Origin of the sequence: Clostridium arbusti SL206, from assembly GCF_000246895.1 — a bacterium.
In the GTDB taxonomy this organism is placed as follows: domain Bacteria; phylum Bacillota; class Clostridia; order Clostridiales; family Clostridiaceae; genus Clostridium_I; species Clostridium_I arbusti.
Genome location: NZ_BAEV01000038.1, coordinates 15,454 through 31,533 on the forward strand (window position 1 = coordinate 15,454; position 16,080 = coordinate 31,533).

17 protein-coding genes are annotated in these 16,080 nt (G+C 28.7%); 6 read left to right on the forward strand and 11 right to left on the reverse strand.

The features are described from left to right. Nucleotides 1–73: 73 nt before the first annotated feature. On the reverse strand, nt 74–610 hold the full coding sequence (locus tag RH99_RS08785; RefSeq protein WP_010236689.1) for a hypothetical protein: 537 nt from the start codon (nt 608–610) through the stop codon (nt 74–76). Between the two features lie 135 nt (nt 611–745). Here RH99_RS08785 and RH99_RS08790 point away from each other — a divergent pair, with 135 nt between their 5' ends. Next, a complete protein-coding gene (locus RH99_RS08790) occupies nt 746–1,510 on the forward strand; it encodes a BclA C-terminal domain-containing protein (protein ID WP_010236691.1) in 765 nt (254 codons plus the stop codon). Nucleotides 1,511–1,651: 141 nt separating this feature from the next. Here RH99_RS08790 and RH99_RS08795 read toward each other — a convergent pair whose 3' ends face one another. The 6 genes from RH99_RS08795 to namA all read right to left on the reverse strand — a co-directional run bounded on the left by RH99_RS08795 (nt 1,652) and on the right by namA (nt 6,606). Then, nucleotides 1,652–2,704, reverse strand: a complete 1,053-nt coding sequence (locus RH99_RS08795) for an AI-2E family transporter (protein ID WP_010236693.1) — start codon at nt 2,702–2,704, stop codon at nt 1,652–1,654. A gap of 96 nt (nt 2,705–2,800) precedes the next feature. After that, on the reverse strand, nt 2,801–3,241 hold the full coding sequence (locus RH99_RS08800; RefSeq protein WP_010236694.1) for a MarR family winged helix-turn-helix transcriptional regulator: 441 nt from the start codon (nt 3,239–3,241) through the stop codon (nt 2,801–2,803). A gap of 166 nt (nt 3,242–3,407) precedes the next feature. Beyond that, nucleotides 3,408–3,905: a ferritin-like domain-containing protein gene (locus RH99_RS08805; protein WP_010236696.1), complete on the reverse strand. Its 498-nt coding sequence runs from the start codon at nt 3,903–3,905 to the stop codon at nt 3,408–3,410. Between the two features lie 135 nt (nt 3,906–4,040). Continuing rightward, entirely contained in the window at nt 4,041–4,850 is an 810-nt protein-coding gene (locus tag RH99_RS08810) for a Cof-type HAD-IIB family hydrolase (RefSeq protein WP_010236698.1), read from the reverse strand. 196 nt (nt 4,851–5,046) lie between these two features. After that, a complete protein-coding gene (locus RH99_RS08815) occupies nt 5,047–5,565 on the reverse strand; it encodes a nitroreductase family protein (RefSeq protein ID WP_010236699.1) in 519 nt (172 codons plus the stop codon). A 24-nt stretch (nt 5,566–5,589) separates the two neighbouring features. Further along, a complete protein-coding gene (gene namA / locus RH99_RS08820) occupies nt 5,590–6,606 on the reverse strand; it encodes an NADPH dehydrogenase NamA (protein ID WP_010236700.1) in 1,017 nt (338 codons plus the stop codon). Nucleotides 6,607–6,921: 315 nt separating this feature from the next. Between namA and RH99_RS08825 the strand changes: the two genes are divergently transcribed. From RH99_RS08825 to RH99_RS08835, 3 genes are all read left to right on the forward strand, one after another. Next, complete coding sequence (locus RH99_RS08825; protein ID WP_010236701.1) at nt 6,922–7,266, forward strand: winged helix-turn-helix transcriptional regulator; 345 nt, start codon at nt 6,922–6,924, stop codon at nt 7,264–7,266. Between the two features lie 185 nt (nt 7,267–7,451). Beyond that, nucleotides 7,452–8,198 carry a CsxC family protein gene (locus tag RH99_RS08830; protein ID WP_010236703.1) on the forward strand — a complete coding sequence of 249 codons (747 nt, stop codon included), beginning with the start codon at nt 7,452–7,454 and terminating at the stop codon, nt 8,196–8,198. A 129-nt stretch (nt 8,199–8,327) separates the two neighbouring features. After that, on the forward strand, nt 8,328–9,185 hold the full coding sequence (locus RH99_RS08835; RefSeq protein ID WP_010236705.1) for a DUF7852 domain-containing protein: 858 nt from the start codon (nt 8,328–8,330) through the stop codon (nt 9,183–9,185). Nucleotides 9,186–9,412: 227 nt separating this feature from the next. Here the strand turns inward: RH99_RS08835 and RH99_RS08840 are convergent, their stop codons facing one another. From RH99_RS08840 to RH99_RS08855, 4 genes are all read right to left on the reverse strand, one after another. Next, nucleotides 9,413–10,132 carry a LytR/AlgR family response regulator transcription factor gene (locus RH99_RS08840; protein ID WP_010236707.1) on the reverse strand — a complete coding sequence of 240 codons (720 nt, stop codon included), beginning with the start codon at nt 10,130–10,132 and terminating at the stop codon, nt 9,413–9,415. Between the two features lie 5 nt (nt 10,133–10,137). Next, nucleotides 10,138–11,775: a LytS/YhcK type 5TM receptor domain-containing protein gene (locus tag RH99_RS08845; RefSeq protein ID WP_035776787.1), complete on the reverse strand. Its 1,638-nt coding sequence runs from the start codon at nt 11,773–11,775 to the stop codon at nt 10,138–10,140. A gap of 390 nt (nt 11,776–12,165) precedes the next feature. Beyond that, complete coding sequence (locus tag RH99_RS08850; protein ID WP_010236712.1) at nt 12,166–12,846, reverse strand: flavodoxin family protein; 681 nt, start codon at nt 12,844–12,846, stop codon at nt 12,166–12,168. Between the two features lie 288 nt (nt 12,847–13,134). Beyond that, on the reverse strand, nt 13,135–13,704 hold the full coding sequence (locus RH99_RS08855; RefSeq protein ID WP_010236715.1) for an NAD(P)H-dependent oxidoreductase: 570 nt from the start codon (nt 13,702–13,704) through the stop codon (nt 13,135–13,137). A 127-nt stretch (nt 13,705–13,831) separates the two neighbouring features. Here RH99_RS08855 and RH99_RS08860 point away from each other — a divergent pair, with 127 nt between their 5' ends. Both RH99_RS08860 and RH99_RS08865 read left to right on the forward strand, forming a co-directional pair. After that, on the forward strand, nt 13,832–14,422 hold the full coding sequence (locus RH99_RS08860; protein WP_010236717.1) for a TetR/AcrR family transcriptional regulator: 591 nt from the start codon (nt 13,832–13,834) through the stop codon (nt 14,420–14,422). A 442-nt stretch (nt 14,423–14,864) separates the two neighbouring features. Next, nucleotides 14,865–16,052: a pyridoxal phosphate-dependent aminotransferase gene (locus RH99_RS08865; RefSeq protein ID WP_010236718.1), complete on the forward strand. Its 1,188-nt coding sequence runs from the start codon at nt 14,865–14,867 to the stop codon at nt 16,050–16,052. Nucleotides 16,053–16,080 lie beyond the last annotated feature (28 nt).

The window sequence follows — 16,080 nt, forward strand, 5'->3', positions numbered from 1 at the left end:
TATGTAAAAAAATCAATAAAAAAGCCTGGTAAAGGATTTGTATATCCCTTTACCAGACAAGCCTTTATATTATTTAGCGGCATTCAAAGCTTTGTATCTCTCTTAAATCAATACCAAAATATATCCATCTTCGGCCATTCCATCTAAAGCCTGAAGCAGATCTTCTACCTACAAAAGTAAGCCATGCCCAGAAGCCTCTTCCTCTTCTTGGCCAAATGTATACAAATCTAAAAAGACATGGTCTTATTGAACCAGGATCTACAGCCATAACCTGTGGTCCGCCCGGTCCACCAGCTGAATGAAATTGCTGTGGTTGAGCTGGAATAGATGATGGTGGTGGTCCAGATGGGGCAGTTGGATTAAACTGTCTATCATCATATTGCCTATCATCATATTGTCTATCATCATATTGAAAATATCCAAATGGTTCAGGTGGCATATGTCTATATGAGTAATATGGTACTGCCCCATAGGGTGGTTCCTCATATGGAGGTACTTCAAACTCTTGAAAAGAATCATCATTTTCTAAATTGTAAAATTCTTCACGATTTTCATTTTCTGGTTCTTCTGGCTCTTCTGGCTCTTGGTATCTATTATAGCTATAATACATAATTACACTCCTATTTTTTTGATTGCACTATACTATATGCATATTTAATAAAAAAGGTAACACTGTTTTAAAAAACAACATAAATTATATTGTAGTGAAAACTAAACATTAATAATATAGGAGGATTACTATCCTATGAGAATTCATAGACAAATTAGGCATTTAAGAAAACCAGTAAATCCTGATATTACTAGACAACGTATAGATAGATCCAACATTGAGTTAAATAGTGAGCGAACTAAGGAAGACTATTTATATTTTGATATTATTTCTAGAAAGAGTACTAATACCTTTGTTAAACAACATAGTACTTCTGTTAATATTAAACCTAATAGTGATAGAGATGACATAGATCATCTGAATAGTTCTGTTAAAAAAATAAATTTTTCCATCACACAAAATACAGATAGTTATATTATGAAAGATATTGTACCAGATAAAATAGCTAATACTACTAATTCAAATGTATATGACAATTATGCCCCTGTGGTATTTAAAAATTTAAATTCTACAGTATTTGCATCTAATAATGCGGGCAAAGAAGAAGTTACTATACACGTTGATGATTCAATACCATTTAACAATTTATCTGTAAACTCTGGTTCTAGCATTACACAAATAAAAAGCGATGTATTTAAAATCAATACTCCTGGAACCTTTAAAATAAATTTTATACTATATACAACTAAATTCTCACCTCTTGGAAGTGCCAGTATAGTTGTAGATGATAATCCAATTGATACCCCTACTACTTTAATAACTGCCGGAACACCTCTTATAAGCCATGGAATTTTCAACTTAAAAGACGGTGATCATAAAGTTAGAATAGTAGTTTCAGGTTTAGACTTATGTCTAAGTCCTAAGAAAAATGCAAGCATAATTATCGAACAATTGAATTAGAAATACATGATTTTATAAATCATATTTTTAGTAGTAAAATTACTAAAAGCTGTCTCACTATGCATAGATATATTGTGAGACAACTCATTTTTTGTATGAATTATAATAAGTCCTATTATAATCATACTTTTAACATAATTTCTATTTATTTTCAGATGCCTTATTTATTTTTAATATACTAATTACATTTTTTACCATGGCATAGATAGGTACTACTGCAAAAGCTGCAAAAGGTCCTGCAATAGCAATAGCCGCGATTACTAAAAATATATCTGTTAAAGGATGTATTTTCATACTTTTAGCCATTATAGCCGGAACTACTACTCTCCCTTTTAAGGTCTGAACTATAATAAAAACAATTATAAGCTTAACAACCATAGAAAATCCCATACTCAAAGCTATTACCACAGGAATTATCATGGATATAAAGAATCCAACAAAGGGTATAAACGCAAGAAGAAAGGTTATAGAAGAAAGTAGCATTGCATTTGGCATTTTTATTATTACATAACCTATAAATATCATTATTGCTAGAGAAAGTGCTACTTTTGCCTGCCCAGTAACATAATGACTTAATATATCATCACTATTATCACATATATTAGCTAAAATATTCCTATACCTTTCAGGTACAAAGCTTATTATTTTTTTCTTAAGTTTATGACCGTCTTTTAACATATAAAAAACTATAACAATTATAAGAAAAACCATAGAAAAAGCATTCATAAAATAACCTACAATTTTCTTAAAACTATGTCCTATACCCTGAAGATAATGCTTCACCATTATAGTGGCCAAATTGTATATTTCATTTACATTTATAAAATTATTAACCCAGCTTATAACTCCATCAATATGGTTCCTATCATTTACTATTATCCAAAGTTGACCAGTAATTTGTTGAAATTGTCCATATATATAAGTTCCAAAATAGGAACTTATCCCACTTAAAATAAAGGTAAATATACTTAAAGTAAGCAGGCTTGACTTTCCATAGCCTAAACCCTTTTTAATGAAGATATTATTTAAAGGTCTTATTATGTAATATATAAGTATAGAAACGAATAATGGAATTAAAAAAGCTTTGTTTATCACATTGATAAATCTTATAATAAAGTTCATTTTACCAATAAAACTAAAAGCTAAAAGAGTTAAATTTATTATTATCAAATAGAAAATTATCTTTTTTTTCAATTTATCACTTCCTAAAAAACTTAATGATTATAATTATATTGTGAGCATAAAAAAAAAAATAATCCCTGCTTTATTAAATTAAAGCAGGGATTATTTTTATCCAAGTTTTTTAGTTATATCATAAATATCATTTATGGCCTTTAATAGAGTATTCATTTCATTCTTATTGAATACTTCCATTCTTTTTTTTAGCTTTATTGTCATTTCCGATTTTGCATCACGTAGAAATTTATCTCCGCCCTCTGAAAGCTTAACATTAATTATTCTTCTATCCTTGCTATTAATCATTCTTTCAACCAATCCATTATCGATAAGTTTATCAATCATTGGGGTTAATTGTTGCTTTGATATAAGCATTTTATTAGATAATTCCGACATAGTCAGTATTTCATTATTCTTCATCATGAACAAAGCATTATATTGCAATAGACTAAGACTAGGCTTTATTTCAAGTTCTAAAGGTCTTATAAGCCTCTTTTCCATTGTTGGAAGTAAAAGCAAGAGCTTGTCTACAACTTCCTCAAGACTATTATTCAATTACTATCACCTCACTATTACAATTATACCTTATATAACTAAAAAAATAAATTGTATGTAGGCTGAGAATTTATGGTAAATACATTTTGAAATAAGAAAAGACCAGAATAAGGAATCAAAAATAATTTTTCTCTTATTCAAGCCTTTTTATTTAAACTCTTTTAATTTATCTACACAATAAATCCTTAAAGATCTTTATATGCAATTTTTCATCTAAAATTATTCTAGCAAGAAGCTCTTTTATACACTTGTTATGAAGCTTTTCAATGTGTCTTTCATATTGCTCTATTGCTTTGTACTCACCTTTTATAGCAAGTTTTATTCTATCTTTGGTACAATGTCCATAAGGTACGCAGTCACTACACCAAATTTTACAGTCACCACTTCGAAACTTTGGTTTCACACCAAGATCACAAATAATACGTCCTAACATATCAAGATGAGACATTTCCACTATAGCTATTTGAAGAAAAGTCTTAGATACACATTTATCACTAGTAGTCATTTGTGCATATATATACTGAGATATTGTAGTATATTCACTAACACAGCAAGATGCATAGTCATCTAAAAGTATTGCAGCATCATGTTTATCCTTTTTACAAATCTTAAAGGATGGATACGGTAAGTTTACTCTAAAGTATGAACTATTTTCAAAACCCAATATTTACACCTCCTACCCTAAAGCATCTTCAAATAAATAACTAGTTAGTATAATAGCATCTCTTTGACTTGTTATTTATTTTTACATGCTTAATACTATAATATTTGAAATAGTCCATACATGTACTAAAAACAATTATTTTTTAAGAGTATTTTCCAAATAATTTACTATATATTTTATAGGGTCATCATTATTTGAAGGGCAAATATACTTTGCTAACTTTACAAGCTTTTCATTTCCATTTTTTACACAAAATCCATATCCAGCTTTCATAATCATCTCCGTATCATTCATATTGTCTCCTACTGCAATAGTCTTATCTAAATCTATATCTAAGTTTTTGCACAGTTTTACCATTGCATGACCTTTTGAAGTTTCTCTTGGAATTATTTCTAAATAGTTTTCTCCACTTCTTATTAGATTAACACTTCCAAAAGTATCTATGAAGCTTTCTTCTAGGCTATTAAGCTGATCTTCCTCCCCCAGTATAAGCACTTTAGTCCAATTCTTTTCCCATATATTATCAATATTATAATAAACTTCATATCCCTTTTTAGAGAATCTCTCTGTAAATCTACAGGGGTTGTATATATACACATTTTCCTCGCAGTAGATTTCAAGCCCAAGGGAACTGTCATAAATTTTAACTTCTTTTACTACTTCTTTTACTGGCTCTTCCAAAGACAGTTCATATATTGTTTGTTGTTTTCTATAGTCATGAACTTTTGCTCCATTATACAATATTATAGGAGCATTTATTGTAAGCTTATTTAGATATCTTCCAGCAGATGCCATGGTTCTTCCTGTGGCAATAGTAAATATACCGCCTTCTTTAATGAAGTACTCTAGAGCCTTAATATTCTCTTTAGATATATCCCCTATATCATCTATAAGCGTTCCATCCATATCAGAAATTAATAAATATCCTTTAAATTTAGTATCCATAAATTCTCCATTTCTATTTCAGCCATAATACTTATTTTATTAAATTATATAGTAAAATTGACTGTTATTGAATAAAAATTTAAATTGATAATAGAAAAAAGTATTGTGAAATTAAAATCAGCACTATGAGATAAGATTATCTTATAGTGCTGATTTTTAACTATTTAAAACCTTAAAGCTACAAGTGTTAATACAATTAGAATGACTCCTTAACTACTGTATCAGTTAAAGATTTTCTAGCAGTGTCATGCCTATCTGGTGAAGCTGGTTCTTCTGCTCCATAACCAATACCAATAATATTCACTGGTTCCATGTTGTCTGGTATGTTAAATTCTTCTCTTATTACCTTTGGATCAAAATAGCATACCCATATAGTGCCAAGCCCTAATTCAGTGGCCTGAAGTACCAAATGAGTTGAAACTATTGCAACGTCTGTTTCTGCAATATCTTTATTATCATAAGGTCTTTTCCAGCTAATACTATGATCTTCGCATACAATTATTGCTAGGGGCGCACCATAAACATTCGCACCTTTTTTTAGTTTTGTAAATCCTTCTTCTTTTGTTATTACAATGAGTTTTTGTGGCTGAGTATTAGCTCCTGTTGGAGCAACTCTACCTGCTTCAAGTATTTTTTGAAGTTTTTCCTCCTCAACTTTTTTGTTTTCATATTTACGTACTGAATAACGAGTTTTAGCTAACTGTAAAAAATCCATTCTTATCATCCTTTCAATTTAAAATTACGAAAAAGCACGTTTATATTGTTCTGGAAAATCAATATTCAAATTTTTAGATTTTGCTGCATTTAAAACCCAATAAGGATTTCTAAGTAATTCTCTACCAAGAGCAACTAAATCCGCTCTTTCATTTGACAATATTTCCTCTACCATATCTACATCTTTTATTAGTCCAACTGATATAGTAGGTATTTTGCAATGACCTTTAATAAAATCTGCTAAGTTAACCTGATAACCAGGATAATCTTCTATATAAGTTGGAACTAATCCACCAGAACTTACATGGACTATATCAATATATTGTTTAACCATATCAATTATTTTTACCATTTCATCTACAGTCATTCCACCTTCTTTATAATCTTCTGCTGAAACTCTTAGAGATATTGCCTTTTCTTTAGGCCAAACTTCAGTTACTGCCTCTAATACTTCTTTAAGAAATCTAGTTCTATTTTCTGTATTTCCACCATATTCATCTTTTCTAAGATTAGAAAGGGGTGATAAAAACTCATCTATTAAGTATCCATGAGCTCCATGTATTTCTATAGCATCAAAACCCGCTTTATTGGCTCTTATAGCCGCTTGTTTAAAAGCCTCTATAATTTCATTTATTTCACTTTTACTCAATTCTCTTGGTATTTTGCTATTCTCATCAAAGGCTATAGCACTAGGTGCCAATACTTCTCCTGAATTACCAATATATTTTCTCCCACCATGATTTAATTGAATAGCAATATTAGAACCGTAGTTTTTTACACTGTTAACTATCTTATTTAATCCTTCTATCTGATCATCATTCCATAAGCCTAAGTCATTATCACTTATTCTGCCATTTGAGGTCACCGCAGTGGATTCCACTATTATAAAACTAGCTCCTCCTATGGCTCTTGCAGCATAATGATTATAATGAAACTCATTAGCTCTTCCATATTCATCTGCTGAATACATATCCATAGGTGGCATAACAATTCTGTTTTTAAGATGTAAATTTTTTAATTTATATTCCTCAAAAGTTTTCAAACTATATTCACCTCTCATAAATTATTTTAATCTATAAGGCATCTTCAAATAAATAACTAGTCAGTATACTAGTATATTTTGAATTATACTACGTTAACAGAACCTTCTGATAGCACCACTATCATCAGAACCTGTTTCCTTGTATAATTCAAAATATTCGTCGCATCTTTGACTTGTTATTTATTTTCATATGCCTAATTTGCTTAATTACATTATATTTCTTATAATATAATTTGAAAAGTAGTAGTATTTTTTTCATATTATTTCATAAAAGTAAGTATAGTTGAAAATAGTAGCCTGAAGGAGATTTTATTTATGTCAGAAATAAAACTTGAACACAGTGGTTGTTCAGATAACTGTCCTATAGAATTAGCTATAAGTATTATTGGTGGTAAATGGACATCCTTAATTATTAGAGACTTATTAATAGACAAAACAATTCGTTTTGGAGATTTCTTACGCTCCCTTGATGGTATCAGTCCCAAAACTTTATCCTTGAGATTAAAAGAACTGGAAAAAAGTGATATTATTACGCGAACAGTTTATCCTGAAATTCCTCCCCATGTAGAATATAGTTTAACAACTAAAGGTAAAGCTTTAGAATCAATATTTTTAGAACTAAAAAAATGGGGAATGGCAATTCAAAGTTCTGATCAATAAATCTTACTTAGTGGAAATTTGTACTCCCGCTAAGTTTAGATGGTTTATCCAGCAGCTAGTCATTGTATAAATAATAATATTTTTTAATAAAGCTAGTACACTTTTCATTATTCCCGAATACTATATAGCAGGATATGAAATAAAACCTACAATATCCTAAAATTAGATAAAAGGGAGATAAACGTATGTCAAATTTAAAAGATAATACAACTTCAACTCCATCCAAGGTATCATGTGAGGCTAATATTTTAAAAGCTGATACCCTTGCACCTAGTGCATTTACTCCGGTTCCTGATCCTGGAACCTATAAATTACCTGTAGTAGTTTCTGAATTCGATGTTTTTATAAATTTAGAATCAGTTATTCATCTTAATACACCAGCTTTTGAAATAAAAAGAATAGATAAAGAAGTATTTCTTAATGAAGCTAGATTTGTTCCAACTGTACGCAATGAAGATGGAACAGTTACTGCTGGAATAATTTTTCTTAAAGGTTATTTAAGAAAAAATATAGAATATGCTTCAAGAACCTGCAAGGTTGTACCTGGCAGTGCTTCTATCGGCGGAGTTATCAATGATACTACTGTTCAAATTCCATTTTTAACTTCTACAACAGCACCTATCAATATATCACCTATTATTATACCAAGTCCTGCAAATGAAACTACTAGATATTTTGACAAACATGCCCTTGGTAAAAATCTAAAAGAGTCAGACAGAAGAACTCTTGAATATCTTAATGAACCAATATTCGCAGAAATTGTATTAACAGAAGTTATTGATGCTGATATTAATGAATTTGGATATCCACTGGCACACGTAGCTAATGAAGAAGAATTCACTAAATTCACTGACAAAGCTGTTATAAGAATCCGTATAAAATTGCTTCAAAAACAACAAGTTACTATTCCAACTCAAACTGAATCATGCTAATTTTTTGTATAATTTACAAAAAAGACTAAAGATACTGGAGCCAGTTTTAATAACTGGCTCTTTGTATGTTACAAATGTTTAATGCCATGCATATTATAAATGGTAAGCAAAATTTGGAGGTGTATACCTTTGAGTAGGCATAGAAAACATAAAAAAGCAAGATATATTAATCCAACATATCCTATGAAATTAATGTTTGATAAAAATTTAAACTATATTTCTATGGAAAAAACTGAAAATGATTTTCATAAAATCACACTTAGTTCTTCTGAGAGTGACCATAATACCTCAGCAGAATTTAATATAAAAGATAATGAAACTCATCCAACTACATCTAAAAAAAAGAAGATCAAACATAAAAATATTGAACCAAAAGTACGTAATTCCAACGTGTCATCAAAAACAGCTCCATTACTTATTCCCATAAAAGCACCCGTAATTATATCTAATAAAAAGATAGATATAACTATTGAAAATAAAGTGAGCCTAAACTTTTATGCCACTGCCATAAAACATATTAATAGAAAAGTATCAATTACACAGTGTACTCTAATTCCAAAGGCAAAAAAACTTTTTTTGAGTGGTACTATTACAAAAAGTATTGAGTACTCACAGCTCAACACAAAGAATGATTCCTTTGATGGAAGAATAAAAGATATAACTGTTCATGTACCTTTTGATTGTGTAACTGACGTTAACTACATTGTTGATCCTGATGTTCAAGAAAAGAGCTCATTAAACTTTGTAACTCTATCTAAACCTGGAACTAAAGAAGAAACTCTATCTGAAGCATATACTGAAGTAGCTCCAGTATATTGTGAAATTGTGAGTATAGATTTCAAAGAATTAAATATTAAAGAAGATATTAAACCCCATGTATGTAAAATACCTGACGTATATATTTTTAAGACAATAACACAAAAGATGGTTATGTATCTTAATATAAGATTAATTCAGAATCAAAAAATTTTTATTAAAGTTCAATAACTGAATTTTCTATAACTTGTATTAAAAATAGATACACTTTTACATAAGTATATCTATTTTTAAAATTTATTACTAAATATATATATAACTTTCCCTCATTATAATATATATTCAATCGCCTTATTTTTTATTATTATATACATGAAATGCAAAAAAAACTACATGAAATGCCGTTTATATAGTGTCTAATTACTTTGAATCTACATATGAATATAAAAAAGTTCTATTCATATGTTCATAATGTGTTTAAATTCTTTTATATTACTTCTACTCACAGGTATTTCATAGGTAATATCCTGCAGTCTTAAATTATAAGTATTATTAAACCACGGAATTATTTCTTTTATCTTTGTTATATTGACAATATAAGATCTGTGACTTCTAAAGAACTTGTCACTTGGAAGGCTATTATAAAACTCAGATATACTAAAATTTACTGTATATTCATTATCCTTTGTAAACACCTCTGTAGTTCTTTCCTTAGCCACGCAATAATAAATATCGTCCACATTCACTACTATTATTTTATCGTTTTTCCACAGATTTATTTTATTTGATATAGTATTGTGAGTAGTTTCATTATCTTTTTTATATGTCATCTCAAGCTTCTTTAGCATAGATATTATTCTTGGTTCATCATAGGGCTTTAAAATATAGTCAAAAGCTTCTACTTCAAAAGCTTCTACTGCATGTTCTCTGTAGGCAGTTATAAATACTATATAAGGTTTTCTAGAAAATTTACTTATATTTTTAGCTAACAATACACCATCAATAGATGCTATATTTATATCTAAAAATATAACATCCACTTCATTCTTTTGAATAAATTTAAGCACATCTAATCCATCTTCAAATTCGTCTACAATCTCTATTTTACTGTAATTTTTAATAAAGTACTTTAGCTCTTCTCTTGCTAAAAATTCATCTTCTACTATAATTCCTTTCATAAAAATCACCTCTTAATATTAAACTCTATTCTTGTTCCATGATCTAGTCTTGTAATTTTAAGACCTTCACCATATATAAGTTTTACTCTTGAATGTACATTGTAAAGACCTATTTTATTTTCAGGCATTTTATCATTATAAACCTTGTTTATTATATCATCACTTATTCCTGGTCCACTATCTTCAATAATTATTTTAACTACTGATGAATTATCCTTTACACTTATCTTTACCGTACCTGAACCTCTGTTTTTTAGAATACCATGTATTATGGCATTTTCAACTAAAGGTTGTATTATAAGGCTTGGTATTTTAACATAAACTTCATCAATATCATATAGCACATTTAGTTTATCACCAAATCTAGCTTTCTCAATTTCCACATAATCTCTAACCTGTTTTAGTTCTTTTTTTATATCTATGAATTCATCAGCTAAATCTAAATTATAACGTAAATAACTAGACAAATTTATAATTAGTTCTCTTGCTCTATCAGGATTTATTCTTATAAAAGAAGTTATAGCGTTTAATGCATTAAATAGAAAATGTGGATTAATTTTTGTCTGTAATGCCTTAATTTCAGCTTTGTTAGCCATTTCCTTTATTTGTTCAATCTTAGATACCTCCATAAGAGTTGATATGATCTGAGAAAGACCAATGGCAAGACATTCTAAAGAATAGGTAATTTTATGATCCTTTTTATAATATATTTTTAAGGTTCCTATAACCTCACCTTTATCTTCAAGCGGTATTATAATAGCCGATTTTATTTTACTATTTACATTATCTAGATTAAAGTTATCATTTCTAATATTTATTTTTCCACTTTTAATTGTATCTCTAGTTACTTCAGTTATTATTTCTTTACCAATATCATAATATTCTTGATCTTCTCCTACATAAGCTAGTATATATTTTTTATCTGTTATTCCAACAGCGTCAGCTCCAATATCATCTTTTATTATAGTGCATATCTTATTTAGGGATTGGCTATTTATACTTCTAAAATAGGGCAACGTTTTATTAGCTATCTCCAGTGCCAATTTTGCCTGTTTCCCTGCTATTTTTTCCTTTTCATCTTCTACACTTTGTATTAATATAACAATGAATCCTACATTAACTTCTCCAAGTATCATCGGAATGGATATTTTTGATACTATATCAATTCCCAATTGATGAGGTGTGCTAAGTATTAGTATAAAAAGCATAGTAAGTGCTTCGCAAAACATACCCGCTGCTATACCAGCTATCCACATATGCTTTTTTTCAATTTTTTTATTTATATAGCCTGCTACAAGTCCTGCTACTATACTACTTATTAAACATGGAAAAGAAGTTACACCATTAATATCTATTAAATATCTATGTAATCCTGCAACCACTCCAGTAGTTATACCAACTACTGGGCCAAACAATATACCACCAGATATTATAGTAATGATTCTCACATTTACTAAAGAGCCCTCTACGTCTATACCTGTATAAGTGGCAATTATAGAAAATATGGAGAATAATATACATACAATAATTAAATCCTTCTTCTCATAATTATTCTTCTGAAATATTCTTCTAAACCCCTGTATTCTAGTTAAAAAGAATAAAAGTATGATAAGAAGTATTGCTCTTTCAAATAATTGTCCCATTATATTATAAATATATAATAGTTTATCATACAACAATTTCCAATCAATCCCCTTCCCCTTATTATTAGGCACATTCAAATAAATAACTAGTCAGTATACTAGTCTATTTTGAATCCTACTACGTCAACAGAACCCTCAGATAGCTCACTATCCTCAGAACCCGTTTCCTTGTAGACTTCAAAATATCCGTCGCATCTTTGACTTACTATTTATTTTCATATGCCTTATGTTCTGTTTCTTAAAGCAAAAATAGATAATGCAAACTATTCCTAAAAAATTAGTTCATATACATTATCTATCTTCCTGAGTAATTGTGTCAATATGATAAACCTGTCAATTGACCTATCTATAACATTCATAACATACCTATATGTAAACTTCTAAAATCATTTATTCTGCATAAGGATTATTTAAAAGCTTCTTTTTTCTAACTCCGTTTTTCTTAGCTATGCTTAGCCAATGTCTATGTGCCATAAACACAAATAAAAATTTAGGAATATTCATATTTGTCATGATATTCCTTCTAGCAATATTATCTTCACTCTCTATATCTCTCTTAATTTCTAAAATCACCTCATATATTTTACTTTTTAGTTTACTTTTCATTGGAATGTTATCTTTAGTAGCTGTCATCATTTCTCCACCACCTATTCCTATTCCAAACCTCCAATTGAAGCCTACCTTTTTCGCAAAGTTCTCCATAATCATTAATGCATGTTTATTTTGTTCACCTTCTATGAATCCACAGTTTGACAAGGCATAGACTTTAGGAGCCTTTTTAATATTATCTGCTGCTAAATTATTTCCTATAAATTCTTCATAATCATTTAAAAATTCCATCATAGTTGAAGGTATACAATCTACATATAGCGGAAATGCAAACACTATAATATCCATTTCATCAAGTCTCATAAAAATTTCATATAATTTGCTTTTTCTAGAGTTAGCTATATATATTTCCTCAGAAATAATCTTTTTCTCATCAAGTATTCTTTTTATTTCTTTAATAAAGTAGCTAGACCCACTTTTTTCACCTCTTGGGCTTCCATTTATAAAACATAATTTTTTCATTTTCAATCCCCTTTTTCTTATTAACTATATTAATTTACAATAGTAGAATTTATCCTCTATTAGAATAAAATTTTGTTTTTCTCTGTATTTCAATACATTTTATTCAATAATCATTTTAATGCTAAATAAATCAATTAGAAAAAACTTTAGGCATATGAAAATAAATAATAAGTCAAAGATACGACGTATATTTTGAATCTTACAAGGAAACAGGTCCTGATGATAGTGGTGCTATCAGAGGGTTCTGTTAACGTAGTAGGATTCAAAATAGACTAGTATACTGACTAGTTATTTATTTGAATATGCCTTATTATCAACAATTTTATCTATGCTAACTCTTATATCATCAATACTCTTAACTATATAAGTTGATGCTGCACTCTTTTGAAAATTTATAGCATTAGCATTGGCTAAAGACTTAAAGGTTTCAATTTCATATTCATTTATATCATCACTGCAACCAACCATAATTAAATTTGGATATTTTTTATAACGAGCTCTGTGATGTATTTCTCCTTTTACTTTTTTAAAATATGGCAGCATATTAGGTATACTTCTATCAATTACTCTTTTAATACTAGTACTATAACATCCATACTTTATAGGTGTTATAAATACAACGAAATTACTGCTAATTATATCTTTACATACTTCTCTTCCCTTATCATCAAATACACAAGTGCCAGGAGTTTTTAACCAACAGTTAAAGCATCCTATACAATTGTGTATTTCATCCTTCTTTAGATCATGAACCTTGAATTCATAATTATTTGCTTCTAATACTTTTATAAATTCTCTTTTAAACTCTTCAGTAATTATATTCTTATCTGATACATCATTTAAAATCAATATATTCATTTAGCCCTCCTAGGATGTTGACACTGTCAACTTAATAAATTAATTATATATAAGTATGTTTACACTGTCAACTTACTATGTTACAATTCACTTAATAATTATTTTTTGTATGAAAGGATGTTCATAATTGACTAAAGATAACTATCATCATGGTACTCTAAAACAAGATTTAATAGATAAGGGATTGCAACTTTTAAATAAAGAAGGCTATGAAGACTTTTCTCTAAGAAAAGTTGCTGCTCTTTGTGGCGTAAGTCATTCTGCACCATACAAACACTTTAAAAATAAAGATGAATTAATATCAACTATTACTTTAAATGTAATAAATAGTTTTAAAGATTCTCTTAATGAGATTGTAGATAAATATAGCGATCCCAAGACACAAATAATTGAGATGGGAAAGCAGTACATAAAATTCATGGTGAAAAATCCTGATTATTTAAAGTTTATGTTTCTAAGTGATTTTAATAAAACTATCATTGTTAAAGAAAATGAATTTATAAATGCAGAAGATACTTGTTTTGATATTTTCAAAGAAAGTGCTATAAATTATTTTAAATTCATTAATGCAAATCAAACTAATTATACAGACAATATATTAATTATGTGGAGTCTGGTTCATGGCATGGCACTATTAATAGCTAATAAAAATATACAGCTTTCAGAAAATTATTTAAAGTTAATAGATAAAACATTAAATGAGAATTTAAAATTCTAGTACTCTTATTGATCAATAATTTTTATCTTAAATTAATTCTTCTACTTTAGAAATATGAAATCATAATAGTAGTTATTTACATGATAAATCCATGAGAAAAGTAACTTACCACATTTATATTTAAACATAAATATGTTAAGATTATGCATATGAAAAGAAATAACAAGTACAGTATTTAAACTAACTCTCATTATATTTATGGTTTATTTCTTTTAAAATGACTTAGGCATGTGAAAATAAATAACAAGTCAAAGATGCGACGAATATTTTGAATTATACAAGGAAACAGGTTCTGATGATAGTGGTGCTATCAGAAGGTTCTGTTGACGTAGTAAGATTTAAAATAGACTAGCATACTGACTAGTTATTTATTTGAATATGCCTTAAGGCATATTCAGATACCTAAATAATTTATTAATTTTCAAAAGTGAGGTTTTATAAAATGATATCAAAAGTTATGATGGACTACGTTGCAAGTAGTTCAGTTATAAGGGCAATGTTTGAAGAAGGTAAAAGACTATCTGCAATTTATGGTGAGGAAAATGTATTTGATTTTAGTATAGGAAATCCAAATGTAGAACCACCTGCTAGTATTAAAAAAGCCGTGGTAGATATTATATCCGAGGAATCTCCCAATTTAGTTCATGGATACATGTCTAATTCTGGTTATGTAGATGTGAGAGCTGCTATTGCCGATAATATAAGTAAAAAACATAATATAAAATTAAATGAAGATAACATAATAATGACCTGCGGAGCTGCTGGCGGACTAAATATTCTATTAAAAACTCTTTTAGATCCAGGTGATGAAGTAATTTCATTCTCCCCTTTCTTTGGAGAGTATAGAAACTATGTACACAATTTTGATGGAAAACTTGTAATTGTACCTAGTAGTCTTGAAACTTTTCAACCAGATTTAGAAGCCTTTAAAGCTAGCATTACTAGTAAAACAAAAGCAGTAATAATAAATTCACCAAATAATCCTACTGGAGTAGTCTACTCTGAAGATACAATTAAAGAACTTTCAGAAATTCTAAACCAAAAACAAAAAGAATTTAACAGCAGTATATACTTAATTTCTGACGAGCCCTATAGAGAAATAGTATATGATGCTGTAAAAGTCCCTTATATATTAAACTACTATAAAAACTCCTTTATTGGATATTCTTTTAGTAAGTCCCTATCTCTACCTGGTGAAAGAATAGGATACATTGTTTGCCATGGTGAAATGGATGATTTTGAAAATGTAATTCAGGCATTAAATGTAGCTAACAGAATACTTGGCTTTGTCAATGCACCCTCACTATTTCAAAGGGTTATTGGAAAATGTCTTGACTCTGAAGTAGATGTTAATATATACAAGAAAAACAGAGATCTATTATACAATCATTTAACTAAAATAGGTTTTTCCTGCATTAAGCCTGAAGGTGCATTTTACTTGTTTCCAAAATCCTTAATACCAGATGATAAAGAATTTGCAATAGAAGCTAAAAAGTTTAACTTGTTAATAGTTCCAGGCTCAACCTTTGGTTGTCCAGGACATTTTAGACTTTCCTACTGCATATCTTATGATAAGATAGAAAAGTCTTTAGCACAATTTGATAAATTGGCAAAAGTTTATTTAGGATAATTGATTGAAGCAAGTTCTTAATTCAGGT